General features: G+C 52.7%; 17 protein-coding genes. 3 read left to right on the plus strand and 14 right to left on the minus strand.

The window, feature by feature from the left end; genetic code table 11:
* The 6 genes from ppdK to B3F49_RS09680 all read right to left on the minus strand — a co-directional run.
* Positions 1–1923, minus strand: a 1923-nt coding sequence (gene ppdK, locus B3F49_RS09655) for a pyruvate, phosphate dikinase (RefSeq protein WP_293910678.1), incomplete at its 3' end; no start/stop codon positions are given.
* Positions 1924–2282: 359 nt separating this feature from the next.
* Positions 2283–3086, minus strand: coding sequence for a gluconate 5-dehydrogenase (locus B3F49_RS09660; RefSeq protein WP_293910680.1), 804 nt, complete (start codon positions 3084–3086; stop codon positions 2283–2285).
* A 5-nt stretch (positions 3087–3091) separates the two neighbouring features.
* A complete protein-coding gene (gene kduI, locus B3F49_RS09665; RefSeq protein ID WP_293910682.1) occupies positions 3092–3934 on the minus strand; it encodes a 5-dehydro-4-deoxy-D-glucuronate isomerase in 843 nt (280 codons plus the stop codon).
* Positions 3935–3944: 10 nt separating this feature from the next.
* Positions 3945–4682: a GntR family transcriptional regulator gene (locus tag B3F49_RS09670; protein WP_293910684.1), complete on the minus strand. Its 738-nt coding sequence runs from the start codon at positions 4680–4682 to the stop codon at positions 3945–3947.
* Positions 4683–4835: 153 nt separating this feature from the next.
* Positions 4836–5717 carry a sigma-70 family RNA polymerase sigma factor gene (locus tag B3F49_RS09675; protein ID WP_293895459.1) on the minus strand — a complete coding sequence of 294 codons (882 nt, stop codon included), beginning with the start codon at positions 5715–5717 and terminating at the stop codon, positions 4836–4838.
* Between the two features lie 233 nt (positions 5718–5950).
* Positions 5951–6406, minus strand: coding sequence for a hypothetical protein (locus tag B3F49_RS09680; RefSeq protein WP_293895457.1), 456 nt, complete (start codon positions 6404–6406; stop codon positions 5951–5953).
* 220 nt (positions 6407–6626) lie between these two features.
* On the opposite strand from B3F49_RS09680, the gene B3F49_RS09685 reads away from it, so the two are divergent.
* Positions 6627–6899, plus strand: coding sequence for a co-chaperone GroES (locus B3F49_RS09685; protein WP_293895454.1), 273 nt, complete (start codon positions 6627–6629; stop codon positions 6897–6899).
* 56 nt (positions 6900–6955) lie between these two features.
* Here the strand turns inward: B3F49_RS09685 and B3F49_RS09690 are convergent, their stop codons facing one another.
* Genes B3F49_RS09690 through murG form a run of 6 tightly spaced genes read right to left on the minus strand, consistent with a single transcriptional unit; the run spans position 6956 to position 14355 of the window.
* Positions 6956–9052 (minus strand): ATP-dependent DNA helicase, encoded by a 2097-nt coding sequence (locus B3F49_RS09690; RefSeq protein WP_293910686.1) that lies wholly within the window; start codon positions 9050–9052, stop codon positions 6956–6958.
* Complete coding sequence (locus B3F49_RS09695) at positions 9039–10400, minus strand: sigma-54-dependent transcriptional regulator (protein ID WP_293910688.1); 1362 nt, start codon at positions 10398–10400, stop codon at positions 9039–9041. Before B3F49_RS09695 ends, B3F49_RS09690 begins: the two co-directional genes overlap by 14 nt.
* Positions 10390–11583, minus strand: a complete 1194-nt coding sequence (locus B3F49_RS09700; protein WP_293895445.1) for a two-component system sensor histidine kinase NtrB — start codon at positions 11581–11583, stop codon at positions 10390–10392. Before B3F49_RS09700 ends, B3F49_RS09695 begins: the two co-directional genes overlap by 11 nt.
* The gene (locus tag B3F49_RS09705; RefSeq protein WP_293910690.1) at positions 11580–12761 is read right to left on the minus strand and encodes a DNA polymerase III subunit delta'; all 1182 of its coding nucleotides are present in this window, start codon (positions 12759–12761) and stop codon (positions 11580–11582) included. Before B3F49_RS09705 ends, B3F49_RS09700 begins: the two co-directional genes overlap by 4 nt.
* Entirely contained in the window at positions 12754–13281 is a 528-nt protein-coding gene (locus B3F49_RS09710; RefSeq protein WP_293910692.1) for a CvpA family protein, read from the minus strand. The genes B3F49_RS09705 and B3F49_RS09710 overlap by 8 nt, the downstream gene beginning before the upstream one ends.
* Before the next feature lie 3 nt (positions 13282–13284).
* Positions 13285–14355, minus strand: coding sequence for an undecaprenyldiphospho-muramoylpentapeptide beta-N-acetylglucosaminyltransferase (murG, locus tag B3F49_RS09715; RefSeq protein WP_293910694.1), 1071 nt, complete (start codon positions 14353–14355; stop codon positions 13285–13287).
* A gap of 176 nt (positions 14356–14531) precedes the next feature.
* Between murG and secA the strand changes: the two genes are divergently transcribed.
* A complete protein-coding gene (gene secA, locus B3F49_RS09720) occupies positions 14532–17297 on the plus strand; it encodes a preprotein translocase subunit SecA (RefSeq protein ID WP_293910696.1) in 2766 nt (921 codons plus the stop codon).
* Between the two features lie 32 nt (positions 17298–17329).
* Here secA and B3F49_RS09725 read toward each other — a convergent pair whose 3' ends face one another.
* Positions 17330–18448 (minus strand): M23 family metallopeptidase, encoded by a 1119-nt coding sequence (locus B3F49_RS09725; RefSeq protein WP_293910698.1) that lies wholly within the window; start codon positions 18446–18448, stop codon positions 17330–17332.
* Positions 18449–18600: 152 nt separating this feature from the next.
* Here B3F49_RS09725 and B3F49_RS09730 point away from each other — a divergent pair, with 152 nt between their 5' ends.
* The gene (locus B3F49_RS09730; RefSeq protein ID WP_293910700.1) at positions 18601–20157 is read left to right on the plus strand and encodes a peptidoglycan D,D-transpeptidase FtsI family protein; all 1557 of its coding nucleotides are present in this window, start codon (positions 18601–18603) and stop codon (positions 20155–20157) included.
* Here the strand turns inward: B3F49_RS09730 and B3F49_RS09735 are convergent.
* Positions 20154–21152, minus strand: a complete 999-nt coding sequence (locus B3F49_RS09735; protein WP_293910702.1) for a hypothetical protein — start codon at positions 21150–21152, stop codon at positions 20154–20156. The genes B3F49_RS09730 and B3F49_RS09735 overlap by 4 nt on opposite strands.
* Between the last annotated feature and the right edge of the window lie 6 nt (positions 21153–21158).

The following is a 21158-nucleotide window of genomic DNA, read 5'->3' on the forward strand; positions in this document are numbered from 1 at the left end:
ACGGATGGTGGCGGGTCTGCCCTCAAGTGCGAGGAAAATCGCCTCAAAGTCCCCTCTCTGCATCGGAAGCAGTTCTGCAAGAGCCTTCTCGCGTTCAACCTGATTGTTGGCAAGAATCATCTTGCGAATCGACATGATGCGGTTTCCACCAAAGAACATATGCTCGGTTCTGCACAGACCGATTCCTTCGGCACCGAAAGCGACAGCCATCTCGGTATCGTGGGGAGTGTCTGCATTGGTGTAAACACCAAGCCTCTTAAGCTCCTGGACAAATCCCATGAAGGTCTTGTAGTTGTGGAAAAGATTGGATTCGCTCTCCTTCATATGGCCGCTGAGCACTTGAACGATTTCCGATGAACGCACAGGAATCTTGGTTCCATATACTGCACCGGTGAAACCGTCGATGGACATATAATCGCCCTCGCTCAGGATTGCACCATTGACCTCAAGGCTCTTCTTCGCCTCATTGATGTGAATCTCACCTGCACCACTGACGCACGGACAACCCATGCCACGGGCGACAACCGCTGCGTGACTGGTCATGCCGCCACGGCAGGTCACCACGCCTTTGGCAACAGCCATGCCGCCGATGTCTTCAGGGCTGGTTTCTGCACGAACCAAAATGACATCCTTGCCCTGGGCCGCCATCTCCTCGGCTTTGTCTGCAGTAAAATAAATCTGACCGCAGGCTCCACCGGGGGATGCATTCAAGCCGCGGGTCAATTCATTCAAGGAATTGTCCCGGATGTATTTGGCATCGAGAATCGGTGCGAACAGCTTGCCGAACTCGCCTGCAGGAACTCTTGCCACTGCAGTTTCCTTGTCGATCAAGCCCTCTTCCACCATCTCAACCTGAGAGCGAAGCCAGCTGAAAATCGTGCGTTTGCCATTTCTGGTCTGCAGCATGTACAGCTTGCCTTCCTGGATGGTGAATTCGATGTCCTGCATGTCCTTGTAATGCTTTTCCAGAATGGAACGGATGCCCACCAACTGGTCATACACCTCTGCGTTGACCGCACGCAAGGTTTCAATGGACTGCGGAGTACGGATACCGGCAACAACGTCCTCACCCTGGGCATTCATCAGATACTCGCCGTAGAACTGGTTTTCACCGGTGGAGGGGTCGCGGGTGAATGCAACACCGGTACCGCTGGTTTCTCCCATGTTGCCGAACACCATGCTCTGGATGTTGACAGCCGTCCCAAGCAAGCCGCGGATGTCATTCATCTGTCGGTACTTGATGGCACGATCGTTGTTCCAGGACTTGAATACGGCGTTGATGCTCTTGAAGAGCTGGTCGATCGGGTCAACGGGAAACTCTTCACCGGTATAGCGCTTGTACAGGCGCTGATAGCGGGCGATGACTTCCTGCAGATCCTTGCTGTCAAGTTCGGTGTCGAGGCTCTTTCCCTTGGAATCCTTTACGTCCTGGAGAGCGCTCTCAAACTCGTGGTGGGGAACACCCATCACCACCTCGCCGAACATTTGCATGAAACGGCGGTAGCTGTCCCAGGCAAAGCGTTCGTTTTTGGTCTTGGCGATCAAGGCCTTGACGCTGGTGGGGTTGAGCCCCAGATTGAGGATGGTATCCATCATGCCGGGCATCGACTGTGCTGCTCCACTGCGAACCGATACGAGCAAGGGATTCTCATTATCCCCGAGCTTTGCCCCCATCAAGGATTCAAGCTTGGCAAGGTTCTCAAGCACCTGATCCCTCAGGCCTTGGGGATAGGCTCCATCATGGGAACTATAATACGCACACGCTTCAGTGCTGATTGTAAAGCCCGGAGGCACGGGAAGACCAATACTGGTCATATCGGCGAGGTTTGCACCTTTACCGCCGAGCAGCTCTTTCATTTGAGCCGTCCCTTCTGCCTTGCCGGAGCCGAAAAAATAGACATACTTGGTTTTTTTCTCTGCCATACCTGACTCCTGTTCATTCTCTATGTTTGACGAGCAAATCCTACCTGTTCAAAGCTGTGCTGTCAATCAAATCGGGAGGTAAAACAATAATTATAGGTATATCAAGTCCTTATTAGATAAATATTTGTTCAATTATTTTTGGAACAATATTCCAATTTTCCTGAATACAAGACAGCGTCTTCAAGAAGCAGGCATCCCCAAGATTTACTGCCTTTTGCAAGTTTTTTCCTACAATTCATGGATTACTAAGTTTCTTCGCCATGAACCAATAGATTCCGCAACTTTTGCAACAAACAGCAACAAAAAAAACCCGCTCTCATCCCAAAGGATTTGAACGGGCTTCTCAGGCTTTTCAAAAATCAGGGCTGCTTGCCGATATAGGCAAGAATGCCTCCATCCACATAGAGTACATGTCCATTGACGAAATCACTTGCCTTCGAAGCGAGGAAGAGAGCGGGGCCCTCTAGGTCCTCGGTGTTCCCCCAGCGTTCGGCCGGAGTCTTGGCAACGATGAACGAGTCGAACGGATGGCGGCTGCCATCCGGCTGTCTCTCCCTCAGTGGAGCGGTCTGGGGTGTGGCAATGTAGCCGGGCCCGATGCCGTTGCACTGGATGTTGTACTTGCCGTATTCGCTGGCGATGTTGCGGGTCAGCATCTTCAGCCCACCCTTTGCAGCTGCATACGCACTGACCGTCTCGCGTCCCAGTTCGCTCATCATCGAACAGATATTGATGATTTTACCGCTTTTGCGTTCCATCATCGAAGGAAGGACGGCCTTGGAGACGATGAACGGAGCGGTAAGGTCGATATCGATGACCTTGCGCCAATCGCTTGCTGCCATCTCGTGCATCGGGATGCGCTTGATGATGCCGGCGTTGTTGACCAGGATGTCGACAGGCCCCAGATCCTTGACGATCCGCTCATTGGTCCTGATTACTGCATCCTCATCGGTTACGTCGCACACATAGCCTTTTGCATCGATTCCTGCCTGCTTGTAGGCATCGAGTCCCTTGTCAACCAGTTCCTGATTGATGTCATTGAATGCAATCTTTGCTCCAGCCTGCGCATACACACCGGCGATTGCAAACCCGATCCCATAACTGGCTCCGGTAATCCAGGCCACCTTTCCCTTCAGGGAGAACATATCCTGCACTTTTGTCATATTGTTTACCTCAACTCCTCGGTTGCTACCCAATCCATATCCGTATAGGTGCGATTCTCACCGCACATCGACCAAATGAAAGTATAGTTGCTTGTACCCACGCCGCTGTGGATCGACCACGACGGGTTGATCACGGCTTCCTCATTGCCCACTGCAATGTGACGAGTCTCGGTGGGTTCCCCAAAGAAGTGGAACAGTGTCTGTTTCTCCTTGATGTCAAAGTAGAAGTACACTTCCATGCGCCTCTCGTGGGTATGGGCGGGCATCGTGTTCCATACACTTCCCTCTTCAAGCTGGGTCAAACCCATCGACAACTGGCAGGTATCGAGTACATCGGGGTGGATGTACTGATTGATCGTGCGCTTGTTGCTGTCCGCTGCACTGCCTGCAGGCACATGCTTTGCATCGGCGAACACAATATGCTTGGCCGGGAAAGCTCGGTGGGCCGGGGTGCAGCTCATATAGAACTTCGCCGGGTTCTTTGCGTCCTTGCTTGCCAGAGTCACTTCCTTGGTCCCCATGGGAAGGTACAAACCGTCGAAGTGCACCAGGTTGTAGGTCACTCCATTCGCCTCCACCACGCCATCACCACCGATATTGATGATTCCTAGTTCCCGACGCTCCAAGAAATAATTCACGCCGAAATCCTTCATCGGGTCGATGTTCTTAGCGAGGTCGAGCTTTCCAGTTACAGGCATGGCCCCCAAGGTGACAATCCGGTCGATGTGCGAATAGACCGCACTCACATCGTCGGCCTTGAAGATGTTCTGCACCAAGAACTCCTTGCGAAGCTCCTCGGTGGTCATGTGCTTGAACGCCTCTTTTCCTGTTGAATAACGAATGTCCATGTAATTCCTCCTATTCTGAAAGGCAATCCGGCCGCGAAAAGGACAGAACCCTGTCCAGGTACGACCCGATAGTTTGTGCATCGCTGAAATACGAACCCAAATCCGATTGCAATATATGCCGCATACGACGAATCCCGCCGAACAAGTGATAGGTTATCACCCCTTCCACCTGATCATACTGCTGTGTCTCCAATAACGAAAGCAATACAGCATGTTCCTGTATAATTTCTTTGAAATTATGCATTTCTACGATATCGAGCATGCGAAACCGGGTGTAGTACACTTCGGAATCCTGGATGGCATCCCAAAACAAGGGAAAGCCTGCTTCATCAAACCATGTTTGGTGGAGTGCTGAATCCAATGCATAGAAAGCCGAAGGCTCAAACTGGTCGCTTGCAAGCAGGATTTCTTGATTACGCAGACAATGATGGCAGCGTTCCAAGGCAAACGGGTCTGCTTGTTGAGAAAAGTCAATGAGAACCTTGGTCTCCAATATCGTGCGCATCAGGATGGTCTGATAGATGTGCGAGAATTTCAACAAGGTGGCACGCACCCCTTTGTAGGGTACAAATTCCAACAGGCCTGCATCGCAAAGCCGCTCAAGCGCGACATGGACCGGAGTCCTGCTGGCCTCAAACCGCTCACAGATGTCCTGTTCCCGCATCAACTGGCCGGGTACGATGGTCAGAGCCAGGATTTCCTTGCGTAACGAGGCATAGACATGGTTTGCAGTATCCTTGGCTCGCATGGCATACCTCCTTTTTGTATACGAATATAGTAATTTGCATACAAATTATCTGTTTGCATACTACCATGCAGACAAAGGCCTGTCAACACGAAAAAACCGAGCATTCAGGTTGCCCGGCTTTTTCTATCTATATGGATACACCCTGCGGTGCTGTTATGCGATGTAGCTTTCGACCATCTTGCTCTTGGAAGGATTTCTCAGCCTCTCAAGGGCTTTTTTCTCAATCTGGCGGATTCGCTCCTTGGTCAGGTTGTACAATTCACCGATTTCCTTCAGCGACATGGGAGTCTTTCCCTCCAGTCCGAAGCGCAGCTCGATGATCTCCCGTTCCTTGTCGCTGAGGGTGGCAAGCAACGACCGAACATCCTCCTTCAAGGAAGCATCGAGCAATGATTGTTCGGGATTCTGGGTCTCATCTTCGATGAAGTCCCCTATACTGCTGGCACTTCCATCCTTGAAAACCGGTGCATCCAGGCTGACCAGATCACGACTGATGGAGAGCAGGCTGGAAACATGCTCGGGCTCAAAGCCGGTCATGGTACCGATTTCCTCCATGGTTGGATCTTCGGTGCTCAAGTCTTTCATCAGGGAACGCTGAGCCTTCTGGATCTGCATCAACTCGTTGGTTCGGTTCAGAGGCAGCCTCACAGCCCTGCTTTTTTCATTAATGGCCTTCATGACGGACTGACGAATCCACCAAACGGCGTAACTGATGAAGTGATAGCCCTTGTCGGGATCGAACTTATCCAAAGCCGTCATCAAGCCGATGTTTCCCTCGTTGATCAAGTCAACCAAGGGTATCCCCTGATTCTGATACTTCTTGGCCACATTCACCACGAAGCGGAGGTTGGATTCAATCATCCGTTTGCGGGCGAATTCATCACCTTTCTGCACACGCTTGGCCAGTGCAAATTCCTCTTCTGCACTGAGCAGCGGAATACGGTTGATTTCTTTGAGGTACATACTCAGGATGTTGGCATCGTCATAAGCATAAGAATCTTCGTTATTGTTAAGCATGGCGCGTTTTGTTTTCATTGTGCATTCTCCCTTCTGGGTTGTTGGAAAGGTAAATGCAACTAGCGTGCCAACTTTATTTAAAAATATCTATTTCTTTTTAATATAATTTTTTATGTTTTTTTTACAAATCTACAATGGTGTATTTTACCGGTGAGTGGCAACGATACAGATAAGAAATTGGTTCTTTTTGACACGCTTGAGAAAAACCCGCTGTTTTCTGGTATATTCTGACCCATAATGCCCCATCTGGTTCAGCCAACCGACCATTTTGGCTCAGATTCGCCTACGAGCCAGGGGAAATCGAGCTCGATGGAAGCAAACCATTGGCTCAGATTCTCACGATCGAAAGGAAGTTCACTCGCCTCAAGCTCTTCTTTCAACTGTTCATACTCCATCTTCAAGAAGTCATGAATCATGTCGCCTTCACTCAGCGAGCAGGAGATTCGCCGCTTGCCCATCAGATACATGGCAAACTGACGACGGAAGAAATCAAGCCAATCCTTGTCCGGGTTGTGCATCTCATTCCCCCTGATCAGAAACACGTCTATGAAACAGTTGAGACAGCTTGCCAAGTCCTGGGATTTTGCAAACAAGAAAGCAAGATTATAAAAGTGTCTCCACATCTGCTCGAAGCTTGCTTTGTCACTGAGAAACACATAATCCGACTGCTTCATAAGCTGTGTATTCTGTTCTTGCTGTGCTTCCATTTCACATTCCCTTTTGATCGTATAAAGAATATAGTAAAGCCTCCCAATAACGGCAACCCAAGAGCGCGATTTTTTCGCACTGTGCAGGTTCTTCACAGGTTCTTGCCTGATTGTATAAATCAGCTTGCCTGTCTTGCCACTTTTGACTATATTATCTGAAGCGAAGGCGAAGCCCTCGTAATTACACTACCACATTTACCTATGGTTGGAGGAACATACAATGACCATTAAGCCTTTGGCAGACAGAGTATTGGTGAAAATTGAAGAGGTGCAGGAGAAGACTGCAAGCGGTCTGTACATCCCACAGACAGCACAGGAGAAGACACAGATCGGTACTGTTGTCGCAGTCGGTGAAGGGACTGAGAAGGTCAAAATGACCGTCAAGGTAGGAGACCGCGTCATGCACGACAAGTACAGCGGAACTTCTGTAAAGATCGATGGCAAAGAGCATCTGATCCTTGGCATGTCTGATATCCTTGCAATCATCGAGTAATACAGACACAGGAATCACAAGGAGGCGGGAAGCAGTTCCCACCTCTTTTTTTATTCTCAACCATAGAGGAAATTTTCAATCTTGGTGCACAGCCCTGCACTCTCCGTCTCCGGATGATAGCTTTCGGGCAGGGCGCGCAGCATATACACCCCGTAATTCTTGGTTATGACCCTGCTGTCAAGAATCAAGACAACCCCACGGTCGGCGGTACTGCGCAGAAGCCTGCCGAAACCCTGCTTGAGCTTCATGGTTGCCGACTGCAAAGCCAACTGATAAAACCCACTTCCGCCCGCCTTGTCTATGGCTTCACAGCGGGCTTTGAATACCGGGTCGGAAGGGACGGCGAACGGAAGCTTGACAATAATCACCATCCTCAGCGTGTTGCCGGGAGCATCCACACCCTCCCAGAAGGAGGAAGTAGCAAACAGGGTGCTGTCCTGTTCCGCTATGAAGCGATTGAGCAGGGTGTAACGGTCGAGCTCCCCCTGTCCCAACAGGGTAAGAGAGGCTTGTTCAAACCTGGACTCCAACATGCGCTTCACCTGCTTGAGCATGACGTATGAGGTAAAGAGCACCAATGCCCCTCCTCCCGAACTGTGTACCGCATCCCAGATGGTTTGCGCCACATAGCTGATATACGGCTCCTCCATCTCTTTCGCAGGCAGGGGCGCATCGGAGGGGGTAAGCAGCATCAGGCGGCTCTTGTAGTCGAAGGGTGAGAGAAAAATGCCTTTCAGAAACGGACGGCTCTCATCATACGGAAGCCCCACCCTGCCCGACCAGAATGCGAACTGGTCGCTCAAGTCCAGAGTGGCCGATGTACACACCACCGTCTCCAGCTTGGAGAACAGGGCATCGACAAGCAAATCGGCTATGGAAAGGGGGGTGATTCGAATCTGGACGGTACGGTCCCGGTTGTTCGACTCGGCATTGAACCAGTGCACCTCGTCCTGCCACAACCCAAAGTTGCAGAAACGGGTGAGCACCTCGCTCATCATCGAAATTCTCGTACCCCGCACCCTCAATTCGGCAAGCTTGGCATCCAACTCCTCGGGAGCCTTGTTGTGCTCAAGAAACACGTTGATTTTTGCTGCAAGCCTTCCACTGGCCTCGGCTACCGAAGTTGCCGCCTTCACAAAATCGGCCAGGCGATGCTGCTGCTCGGCCTTGATCAACACCGGCTGGAAGTCGTTCTTCTGAAAGACGGCAAGCAGATACTGATCCAAAGTCCCCACTTCCTGCATCAGCAGGTGGATGTCGTCCTGGATGCGGTCTATGATGTCGGCCTCGGTGCTGTACTCGCCCACCTGTTCAAGCAACGATTTGCTGCTGTACCGGCCGGTACGCTGGATGCGGTGAATCTGGCGCAGCATCTCCTTGGAATCGTACTCATCGGTAAAGTACTCGGTTGCATTCGATTCCATATTGTGGGCCTCATCAATGATCAGACGATTGAACGGGGGGAGAATCATCTCCTCGTCATAGCCGACATCGCCGATATGCCTGCTTTGGGCATCGGTGAAGAGCAGGTGATGGTTGGTGACGATGATCTTCGCTTCCTTTGCTTTCGCCTTTGCCTTGAAAAAGAAGCACTCCTTGAAATAATCGCAGCTGTGATTGGGACATAAATCTCCATCGCAGCAGATTTCCCCCCTGAGTTCGAAACTCAAGCGTGAAGGATAATCGGCAAACAGACCGGTCTGCGTGCTTTGCATCCACTGCCCGACCTGATAGAGCTCGCTTTGCGGATCCTGGCTGAGCAGGCTGGCCTCATTGCGGGTCTGCACGAACCTGTGGATGCACACATAGTTGCCCCGCCCTACAGCAAGAGCAGTCTTGCATGAAAACCCGAGATATCGAAACAACATCGGCAGATCTTTCTCATAGAGCTGCTTTTGCAAGTTGATCGTACTGGTCGCGATGACTGTCCGCTCATCAGGACTGCTCATCGCATGATAGAGCGCCACTGCCAAATATGCAAAGGATTTGCCGATGCCCGTTCCTGCCTCGATTGCCGCAATGGCGCCGGTCTCATAGCTCTCTCTGACAAGCTCGGCCATCAGAAGCTGGCCTTCCCGGTATTCATACCCGCTGAAGTGCTTCTCCAGCAGACCTCCCTTGTCGAAGATCTCGTATATGTCATGCTTCGTCAATGTGATATTCCTGTAGTTTTCGATGCAAGGTCTTGCGCCCGATACCCAATATTTCGGCCGCTTTCGTCTTGTTCCCTGCACACATGGCAAGGGTGGAAATGATCAGCTGTTTCTCCGCCTCGGCCAGGGTGATGCCCACCTCGAGGGAGACACTGCCGGTGTTCTGGGCCTTGCCGATATGAGAGGGAAGATCCTCGACCTCGATGACCGTGGTTCTCGCCAGTACCACAGCACTTTCTATGCAGTTGCGCAGCTCGCGGATGTTTCCGGGCCAATCATACGCCAAAAGAGCCCGCCTGGCCTGATTGGAGAACGCCTCGATGCTCCTGCCGTTCTCTTGATTGAACTGCTGCAGGAAACTGGTCATGAGCAGGGGGATGTCATCCTTCCGCTCACGCAGGGGGGGGACGTCCAGGTGAACCACGTTCAGGCGGTAGTAGAGATCCTCGCGGAAGTTCCCTTTCTCAATTTCCTTGGGAAGATCACGGTTGGTGGCACAAACAATACGCACATCAACGGAGATCGGCTTTTCGCCGCCCACCCGTTCGAACTGCCTCTCCTGCAACACCCTGAGAAGCTTCACCTGTGTCTGGGCGTCGATCTCCCCGATCTCATCGAGGAAAATCGTTCCGCCGTCGGCCAGCTCGAACCGTCCCTTCTTCTCCTTGACTGCTCCGGTAAAAGACCCTTTCTCATGGCCGAACAGTTCGCTTTCCAACAAACTTGCAGTGAGGGCGGCACAATGCACCTTTATAAAGGGCCCTTTGCTGCGGTTGCTCAGCTCATGGATTGCATCAGCGACCAATTCTTTGCCCACCCCGCTCTCGCCGGTGATGAGCACAGATGCCTTGGTCGGGGCCACCTGGCTGACCGTATCCATCAGCTCCACCATTTTCTGGCTTTTGCCGATGATGCGGTCATAGCGGTTGCGCGCTCTCAACTGCTCGACTTCTTCTTTCAGCCGTTCATGCTCGGCATACAGGTCGGTGTCGGAAAGGGCTTTTTTGACAACCAAGGACAAGCGATCAAGGTCCACCGGTTTGGTGAAGAAGTCAACCGCACCACTGCGCATCGCCTGTACTGCAGTCTCGATGGTCCCGTGACCGGTGAGAATGATCACCGGCATGCGTGGATAGGCGCTGATGATCTTTTTCAACAGCTCTTCGCCACTCATGTTGGGCATCCGCAAATCGGTGATGACCAAGTCGACTCCCGTCTTGTTGATTATCTCCCAGGCCTGCCGCCCGTCGACGGCCTCGATGCTCTCATACCCTTCAAGCTCCATTGCTTGGGCAAGGCCGCCTCTGATATTCTTTTCATCGTCACAGATAAGGATGTTACGCTTCATAATCAGCCTCCGTCACGGCTTGGCTGTCCAACGCGAGTCGTTCACTGCGTGGTACCGGGAAGTACAAGGTGAATGTCGTTCCCTCACCAAGCTTGCTTTGGACAGTGATATCACCTTTGTGTTCCTTCATGATCTTATACACCACGGTCAATCCCAGGCCGGTTCCCGTCGCCTTGGTGGTGAAGTAGGGCTCGAATATCTTCAGCTGGGTCTGCTCATCCATCCCGATTCCGGTATCGATGACTTTCAGCAAAACCTGGTTTTGGTCATGCCTTGCCTGCAAGATCAACATGCCTCCCCCTTCCATGGCGTTCATTGCATTCTTTATGAGATTGAGCAGGGCCTGCTTGATCAGATGCTCATCGTACTCCAATCTTGGAAGTGAATTGGGAAAGTCAAGCTTCAGCTTCACATGGTGCTCTGCGAGCTCCGGCGCCACGAACTTGGCAACCTCTTCAAGGGTGCGTCTGATCTGGCCCAGGCGCAAGCGGGTATCCATCGGCCTGACGGCAAACAGGAAGTCCACCACAATCGAGTTGAGCCTGTTGATCTCCTCATCGAGCACATCCAGATAGCGCTGGGCATCATCCAGCGTAAGGGATTCCTTCCTGCTGAACGCCTTCCGAAGCAGCTGCAAATGGATTGCCATCGCTGCCAATGGATTCTTGATCTCATGAGCCACGCCTGCCGCCATGGTGGTCATGGAAGCCAGATTCTCACTTCTCCGAAGCCTGGCCTCGTTGGCATTGTGCTCGGTGACATCGCTGATCATGACCACGTAGGAGGACCGGACGCGTTCGGAACTACTCTTGTAGGAAAAGACGGTCACCGCAATCGTCTGAAGCTTATCCCCTTTCTGGAAGGTGAACTCGTTGTCCTCGTCGCCTGCCTTCCGCTGCACTTTCAGTTCGATGTACCTCAGCACATGCTCGTCCTCAAGCACCTTTGCAAGCGCCATCCCTTCATAGGAACGAAACCGTGCCATGGGAACAAGGTTGCGGCAGTTGGAGTTGGCATAGAGGACCGTCAATTTCTCGTCAGTGAGAATGACACCATCGTGGATGGACTCCAATACGTTCTCAAGCATTTCAACATCGTCGGCCTGCGAGCGCATGATGTCTACAATCTGCTTCGTATCGAGTTGGTCGATTTTCTGGATCGCCCGCAGGACAAAATTCTTCATCGCTCCTCCATCATCCGATAATACAGGGCCTCAAGCATCAGCCGGCCGTTCTGATTGTACAGCTGGGCCTCTGAGTAACTGCTGCTCACCAAGGACGAAAGCCTATAGGCCAGATCGGCCGAAAGGCTCTCCTCCTCCAACGCATCTGCGAGCCTGTCCAACAAGGCACGCAAGACATACTCGTAGCCATCCACATCATCCACATTGGAAAGCAGTTGCTGCAAATCGGGCAGGAGCAGGTACCTTCGGCTTTGCACCGAGGAGAAGAGCATGCCGGCTATCTGGCGATTCTTGTTCAGGTCCATTCCCCCGCCTTCAAGGTAGAACTGTTCAAGACTCTCATACTGCCTGTCATGCAGGTAGTACGGCTTAAGATAGAGCATGACCGCTTCCTTTCCCAAAGGCGGGAAGACATACCTGCGGACACGGGAAAGAATGGTGCTCATGATCCGGTTGGGAAACTCACTGATCAAAAAGAAATAGGTATCCTCGGGCGGCTCCTCCAGAATCTTGAGCAGACTGTTGCGGGCCGAGACATTGGTCTGTTCCATCGCCTCCAGGATGATGAACCGCTTATTCGACCCCATGCCGGTCTGGTTCACCCATTCATCGATCGCCCTCACCTGGGCGATGGTGACCGTGGTGTTCTTTCGATTGGCTGCATACAAGGGTTTCAAGGAGGAGCGAATCTCCTCGGCCCACTTCTTCGCCTCCTTCTGCCCGATCTCCCGTTCCTGTCCGAGGGATATCAGCAGCTCGTTGACCGAGGAGGCTGCATCATAGAGGGAGGTCTGGCTTGCCGTTGCCGGGCTGAAGGACGGATGATACTGCAAAAGCAGAGTGCGGATGGCCCTTATCAGCTCGATCTTGGTAAAATCGTTGTACAGCCGGCAAAAAGCATCAAGATGTGTCTCAATCAAGCTCTTATGGTCTCGTTGGCTGACAATCAGCACATTGGGTTCACCCAGTGTTGCAAATTTTCTGCAACTTTCACAACTGCAATTGCTCATGCCCTGCCTTCTGCATGAAAGGACACGGGCCGCCTCCAAGGCGAAACTCATCCTCAGGCTGTAGCGGGGCCCTCCGAACAGGTTGACCTGGCTGAAGGTCCCTTCTTGGATTTGGTTTCGCATCTGGACAGCCAAGGATTTCTGGAAAGGCTCAAGCAATTCAAACATGGGCAACCTGCATCGAGGAGGAGAACCAGTGGACGGTATCAGGCACCAACGGCCTGACTATGTTGAGGACAAACTGGCTGGCATCAAAAATCGCCGAGAGGTCGAAGGCTTTCTGCAGCTCCAGTACATAGATGACCACGCTGGCTGCAATAACCACCTCGAACACACCCCAGAGAAATCCCAACAAGCCGTTCACCGCACGAAGTCCTGTGGCATTCAGCGCGGTCTCCAGCAGATTGCCGACTATGCGCATCAAGCCATATCCGATAAGGAACAAGAGAACAAAGGCGATGAGACTGGACAGGAGCGGGGGAAGGGAAAAAGACTGGCTGAATACATCGGCAATGATGCGCGTGAACATGAGACCGGAAAAGAAGCCGACGATGTATCCGCTGCGGTGGGAGAATGCATCGGCAAACCCGGTGAGGGTGTCGGCAATGCCTCCAATGATCGCCAGGGCAAAGACAATGATGTCAATCGAGTTGAAATACACAGAACCGATGGTCAATCCCCATTGCATACCTTACTCCTTCACGCTGCAAAGCAGCTCTGCGATACGATGTGCACACTCTTTTTGTGCCAGTTGCTTGATATTCATAGAGAGCATTGTGCGCTTTTGCCGGCTGTCCAGCAAGTCTTTTACTTCTTCGATGAATCGATTGAGGTCGTTCTCATCCAACAGTACCCGGGATGCCCCGAGGGATGCAAGCCGAAGCGCGTTGTCGATCTGGTCCCCCCTGCTGTATTGACGACTCAATGGGATGAGCAGGCTGGCACATCCAAAGAGTGCAAGCTCGGCGATGGTGTTAGCCCCGCTGCGGCTGATGACCAAATCCGCCCGCTTCAAGAGAATCGGCAGCAGGTCGTTGATGAAGGATACCTCGGTGTACCGCTCGTGCACCAGGTTTTGCACATCGTTGGGCCCGCACTGGTGATATACATAGGCCATTTGGGTCAGTTCCTCGAGATGGGTGCGGACCAAGGAATTGATCTGCTGCGATCCGCTGCTGCCGCCCAGGACAAGGATGAGCTTGTCGTCCCTGCCGATGAACTCAAGTTCACCCTCTTTGTACGGTTCATCAGCCTTGGAAACCAAGGCCTGCCTGATGGGATTGCCCGTAACCACGCGCTTGCTTTCCTTGATGGTTTCAAAGCCCTGTACAAAAGGGACGCATACGAAGCGGGAAAAGCGGGCGTTGATGCGGGTGGCTAGACCCGGTGAAGCATCGCTTTCGTGGCTGACTGTCGGGATTCCGAGCAGAAAGGCTGCAAGAACCGGGGGTACGGATACAAAGCCACCTTTGGAAAAGAGTACGTCCGGCCTGCTTTTCCTCAGGATTGAGAAAGCCTGCATGCACCCGACCAGGACATTGCCGATGTCCAGCACGTTTTTAAGCGATCGGTACCGCCTCAGTTTTCCGCTTCTGATGGCAAAGAAGGGAATGCCGGCTTTTTGGACTGCCTCTCGCTCGGATCGGTCTTCCCTTCCGATCCAGAACGCCTGATATCCCGATCTGCTGGAAAGCACTTCATGTACAGCAAGTGCGGGATGGATATGACCGAGGGTGCCACCCCCTGTATAACAGACAATCATGGGTTGACTATACCACGACGGCTTTGAAACGACTAGTGACTTGTATCATCTTGATACAGTGTGGGTAGATTTGTCCCAGCTTTTTCGCATGGTTTCACTTTTCTTGCATCTTGAGAATGAGTATACTAGCAAGGAGGGGCCAAGCTCCTCAATCTTTATCGGCAAGAGAGATATCCATGGGCACCTCATTTTTCACCAAACTGTTCGGAACCAAGCAAGACAAGGACCTTCGTTCATTACTCCCCCTCCTTGAACAGGTAAACAAGGAGGAACCTTGGGCCTCGGCGTTGTCGGATGACCAATTCCCTGTGCAGACACAGCAGTTTCGAAAACAACTGCAAGAGGGAGCCTCATTGGATAGTTTGTTGCCCAAAGCATTCGCCTTGGCCAGGGAAGCAGCCAAACGTGTTCTTGGCGAGCGTCACTACGATGTGCAAATCATGGGAGCGGTGGTGCTCCATCAAGGGAAAATCCTTGAGATGAAAACCGGTGAAGGCAAGACCCTCACCTGCGTTCCTGCAGCATATCTGAACGCCCTTGAGGGAAAAGGCGTGCATATCGTCACCGTCAACGACTACCTTGCCGGTCGTGACGCTTCGTGGATGGGTCCCATTTATGAGTTCTTGGGCCTCTCGGTGGGAGTCATTCTCTCCGATATGGACAATGAGGCCAAGAGAAAGGCCTACAGCAGGGATGTGACGTACGGAACGAACAATGAGTTCGGCTTCGACTATCTCAGGGACAACATGAAGTGGTCGGCCGAAGAGAAAATCCAACCCAAGCACCACTACTGCATCATCGACGAAATAGACTCCATCCTCATCGACGAGGCAAGAACCCCGCTGATCATCAGCGGCCAGAGCGAGGACGATTCTGCCCAGGTGCTGGGAGCTGCAAAAATCGCCTCCTTTTTGGTCGAGTGTGAAAAGAACCCCGAAACCGGGGATTACTATGAACAAGACCCGCTTGCCCGTTTCGAGCGCAATGCACAGCCTTTTGAGGAACGCGGAGACTACAAGCTTGACGAGAAACAGAAGAAAGTCTCATTTACCAATCAGGGCATGCTTCATATGGAAGAGCTGCTCAACAAGCACCACGTCATCAAAGGCTCGATCTATGCCGATGAGAATTTTGAGTATGTCCACTATGTCACCCAGGCGGTAAAGGCCCTCAGGCTCTACAGCGCCGATGTCGATTATGTAGTAGTCGATGGCCAGGTGCAAATCGTCGATGAATTCACCGGCCGCATCCTTCACGGGAGGAGGTACAGCGACGGGTTGCACCAAGCAATCGAGGCCAAGGAGAAGATCAAGATCCTCGGTCAGAACAAGACTTTGGCGACCATCACCTTCCAGAACTTTTTCCGCATGTATGACAAGATCAGCGGCATGACCGGCACCGCCGACACCGAAGCTCCGGAATTCCTGAAAATCTACAATCTCGATGTGGTGGTCATCCCCACCAACAAGCCTATCATCCGTCAGGACTTCCCCGATCTGGTCTATTACAACGAACAATTCAAGTTCAAGGCCATCTGCGAGGAGATTGAACGGGTTCATAAAACCGGCCAGCCCATCTTGGTGGGCACCATCAGCATCGAGAAAAGTGAGATGCTTTCGTTGCTGCTTCGGCGCATGGGCATCAAGCACGAGGTGCTCAATGCCAAGAACCATGCCCGTGAGGCCATGATCATCGAGGAAGCCGGTGCAAAGGGTGCCGTCACCATCGCAACCAACATGGCCGGTCGTGGAACCGACATCAAGCTCGGCGGCAGCATCGATGCGAGGGCAAGAAGGCTGTGCGGCACCGAGGCCACCGCCGAGGAGTTCGCCCAGGCCCTCAAGGAGGTCTACCCCTCCTGGAAAAAGGATTATGAAGAGGTGAAATCTCTTGGCGGACTCTATATCCTGGGAACCGAGCGACATGAATCAAGGCGTATCGACAACCAACTCAGGGGACGCAGCGGTCGACAAGGCGATCCAGGTGCCAGCCGTTTCTTTGTATCACTGGACGATTCGTTGATGCGTCTCTTCGCTTCGGACAACCTGAAAAACATCCTGGGAAGAATCGGCATGCAGGACGGAGAGCCGATCGAGCACCGCATGCTCTCCAATGCCATCGAGAAAGCGCAGAAACGGGTGGAAGATAGAAACTTCGAAATCAGAAAACACCTGCTCGACTATGATGATGTACTGAATGAGCAGCGAAACTTCATCTACGCCGAGCGCGATGCCATCCTCACCGACGAGCATCTGCTGCAACGCGTCAGGGCTATCTGCCATGAGATAAGTGCATCCATCGTGGATGCAGTATTCGCCGATGCAAAGGAGCAGCAGAAAGGATCAAAAATCCTATCTGAGATGCTGACCACCTTCCAGCTTTCAGTTCCTCTCTTGGATGAGAAAGCCACCAGCGAAGAGTACAAGAAGCACCTGGTGCAGTGCATCGATACGGAAATCGATTCCAAGGTTGCCCTGACCGGCGAAAAACCTTTCAACGATTTCTTGCGGTTCAACTATCTGAGGCAGATCGACCTGCGTTGGCAGGACCACCTGACCGCACTCGAGGATCTTCGTGATGCAGTAGGGCTGCGCTCGTATGCACAGAAGAATCCTTTGGTGGAGTACAAGGTGGAGGGCTTTGAAATCTTCAACGAGATGCTCGAAGGCATCAAGCATTTCATGGCCCAGACGTTGGTGCGGGTGCAGATCACCCGACCCGAGCAATCCTACCAGAGACAAAGCAGCAAAGCGAAAATGGTGGAATCGCACACGGCCAAAGGAGCTTTCGCCTCAGAGGCGCACAATGCCAGGCGCGTACAGGGAGGCGGCGACGTGGCCCCCGTCACCATCAGGCGCGACCAACCCAAAGTCGGGCGCAACGATCCCTGTCCCTGTGGGAGCGGGAAAAAATACAAACACTGTCATGGAAGGAATGCATAGGCACCGTGAAGTCCGGTCCTTTTTGTTGCGCTTTAGAAGAACTGGATGGGATCGAGTGCTATGCCCGACTGCTCGATGCTGAAGAAAAGCGTGGGGCGTTCATATGAAGTACCGCTGGTTCCAATGCTGCCGATTGTATCACCCTTGGAGAGCGTCATGCCGATGCGCACCTCCACGTTCTCCAGATGATGATAACTGGTCCGGTAACCGCCTTCATGGCTGAGTACGACAAACCGCCCCCTGCCCTTCACTTCATACCCGGCATCCACAACTTGGCCGCTGGCTGAGGCGACAACGGCCGAACCCCAGTTGCCGACGATCAGAATGCCGCTGATGCTCTCGCTGATTCCGGTTGCCGGATTAATGTAGGGCTGGCCGAACAGTGTGGTGATGGTGCCTGAAGCAGGCTTCTGGAACTGGATCGGGGCTACATCGGCAAGTTGGTTGGTGGCAGTCGAGGAGGTATCGGGGATGAACAGCTGCTGGCCGACAAGGATGTTCTCGCTCTTCAGGCCGTTGATCTCCTGCAACGTTTTCCACCCGAGCGAGGGGCTGTACTTGCGTGCAATGGTGGAAAGCATATCCCCCTCGCGAACGGTATACAGTTGTCCGTCACGGTCCGGGATCCGAAGGGTGACTCCTTCGCGGATGGCCTGGATGTTTCGTATCTGATTGACACTGATCAGCGTCTGGGTTTTCAGATTGTACATGGCTGCAATGGTGGCAAGATCCTCATTTGCAGCAACCAAGTGGTCGGCATACTGGACGGTGAGCGAGCTGGAGGAACGTACAGGTGCCGGTCGGTCGGAAAGCGACCGGGCCTGGGTGTCGACCACCGCGGCATCGGAGGGTGAAACGACGGCTGGAGCCGGTGTGACATCCGCAGGGGGGGCTACCACTGCCGATACCTCGGGGGCATCACTGATCTTCTCCACCTGCGGCAGCACTTCGACAACCGCCTTTGGGCCTTCAGTGCTCTTTCCTGTCTGATCTGGAAAGAACTGATACCAAATGACGATGACCACCACACAGATGGCTATACCCAATGCGATGGTCCAAATCAGACCACGGCTGGGTTTTGTTCGCTGCCCATCTGAGCGTGAACGCCAGGAAGGCCGCTCCTGCATATCATCATAGTAGTCTTTTGCCATAGCTCGACATTACCTTTTCTACATAGTAGTATAAAACAATCATGGCTACCAGTCCAAAACATTCCTATATCAGGCTCTTGTGCCTCCTATGTATCATATTTTTAGGAATTCTTCTCCTCAGATTGGGGTTTTTAATGCTTTTCGACCGAACTGTGGTCAAAACATATACCAATCCAAACGTTGCAAAGCAGGTAGTCAGAGGCACCATCTATGATCGAAACCAGAGGATTCTCGCCATACAAACCCCCTACTGGGGAGTCTATCTTCACCTGAATGCCGTCAAGGACCTGCAGCTGGTCAGTGAAGTCATAGCCCCCTTCGTACAGATGAATCCCCAGGAAATCCAGAACAAGGCAGCCTCCTATACCACCTATGCGCAAATCAAGGAGCGCATCGACGAGCAGATGGTACAACCGCTTTTGGATGCCATCCAAAAATACTCGCTCAAAGGTCAGGTGAATGTCGAGAAACGCATAGGAAGAACCTACCCCGCCCAGTTTCATGCTTCACAAACCATAGGTTTCACCAATACGGAGGGGGAAGGCATCGAGGGAATCGAGCTCAGCCAGGAGTCCTATCTGAACCCATACCCGGAAATCGGGGAAGCCCTCGTCACCTACGGGCAGGATATAACCCTCACCCTCGACTTGGACATCCAATATGCCTTGGATGTCCAGCTTCAGCAGATTGCAGACGAGCACAATCCCGATTACGCAATGGCAATCGTACTCGATGCTGCAAACGCCGACATTCTGGGCATGGGAAGCTACCCTTGGTACGATATCAACAATCTCTCATCATCCAATGCCGAGCAGCGCAAGAACCATGCAGTAAATCACCTGTTTGAACCGGGGTCGGTTTTCAAGCTCTTCAGTCTTGCATCGGTGCTCAAGGCCGGACAGGCACAGACAAGCGAACCGTTTGAGTGCGACGGCAGCTACACCTTCAAAGCCGGGGCGAGCAACATCACCATCAACTGCACCGCAGTTCACGGCCAGGTTGATCCTAAGACGATGATCAGCAAATCCTGCAACGGGGCCATCGTCCACTGGGCACTGCAGACCGACCCGCAGGCTTTCTATGACACCCTGTCGCGCTTGGGGTTCAACAGCTCCTACGATATCGGCCTTCCTTCCCGGGCCCGTTCGCAGATCGCCTTGCCGTCCACCTGGAGCGGACGTTCGCAGGCAACCATCGCATTCGGTCAGGAACTGCTCTCTTCGGCTCTGCATCTTGCAACTGCGGCAACCGCCTTGTGTCCTTCGGGAGAACTGCTGCAACCAAACCTGATTCTCCGACGCACTTCACCGGTAGATGGGAGCATACTCTATGAGCGGCAGCGGGTGGTGCTCGATACCGTCTTGGACAGTGAAATTGCAAACCTCATCCGCAGCGGCATGTTCACTGCTACCGAGGAAGGAGGAACAGGGGTGCATGCACGTGTGAGCGGCATTGATATCGGGGTGAAGACAGGAACCGCTCAGATTCTCAACCCGCAAACCAACAGCTATGAGGATGGGACTGTCTTGGCTTCGGCCCTTGCAATGGTACCCATCGAGAATCCCAAATACATCATCTACATCGGAGCCGGAAATCCCAAGGGCAATACCATTTGGGGTTCAAACATTGCCGCACCTGCGATAGCAAACCTTGTCCAGACCCTGGTGAGCCAGGGAAAGCTGACACCCAAGGATACTGCAATTCGCTAATTTGCCGGGAAAAATTGGGATAGGTCGAGGCTGAAACCCTTCAGATGCGTCATCAGATACGAGGCGGATGCGATATGGAAATCGTCGGGGATGGTCCGGCCATCGGCAAGAAAGAGAAGCGGCAGAGCAGACTTCCGGGCAAATCCCAAGAGGTTTCCGATGCCGCTGGTTTCGTCAAGCTTGGTGCAGATGACTGCCTTCATGCGCTGGTCGGAGAAGTACTGCAATTGGGCCGATAAATCGCTCTCCTTGGACGTGGCACTCACCACCAGAAAGGTGGATTGTTCATGAATCATGGCCAACAAGGCGTTCTGGCGCATTTTTTGTTCTTCATCCTTCGCACTGAATGCACAGGTATCAACCAGAACATGGTCATATGCATCCAATTCAGGCAGCAAGCCTGCCAATGCCTTGAAAGAAGGGGCCTCAAACAAGGGAAGTGCAAACTCACGGGCGAATTGACGAATCTGCCCAAGTGACCCGATTCGGTTGGTATCGAGGGTCAGCAAGGCGACTTTTCTCGCTTTCCGAGCCCGCAGATACAGGGCTGTCTTGATCAATGTGGTGGTCTTCCCCACTCCGGCAGCCCCGACGAATACAGCAAATCGAGCAGCTATCTCATCCTCGAACTGCACCCCTTCGAACAAGTATTGCAAGAGGCCGACTTCTACTTCGGCTTGGGTGTGCCCTGCCTTGCTCAGAAGCACCTGCTCCCTGGCCGATGCATGCAGGGCAGGCGGAACATCGTTGGAAGCAAGCAACTTTTGCAAACAGGCTTCAGCATCGAATGCAGGAGCAGGTTCGCTCTCCTGTTCAACAGCCCGGGGCTTCTGGTCCACCAGATAGAAGGTGATCCTGCAACGCTTCTGCTTGGAGAGTGTCGTACCTTTGGTAAAATCCTTTCGCGTGTGAATGCGCACGGCATTCCCGTATGTGCTGCGGGCCTGCCTGAGTGCGCTTTCATAATCACTCGCTTCAAGATCCAAGAATTCCAAATGCAC

The organism is Sphaerochaeta sp. UBA5836 (assembly GCF_002432845.1).
GTDB lineage: Bacteria > Spirochaetota > Spirochaetia > Sphaerochaetales > Sphaerochaetaceae > Sphaerochaeta.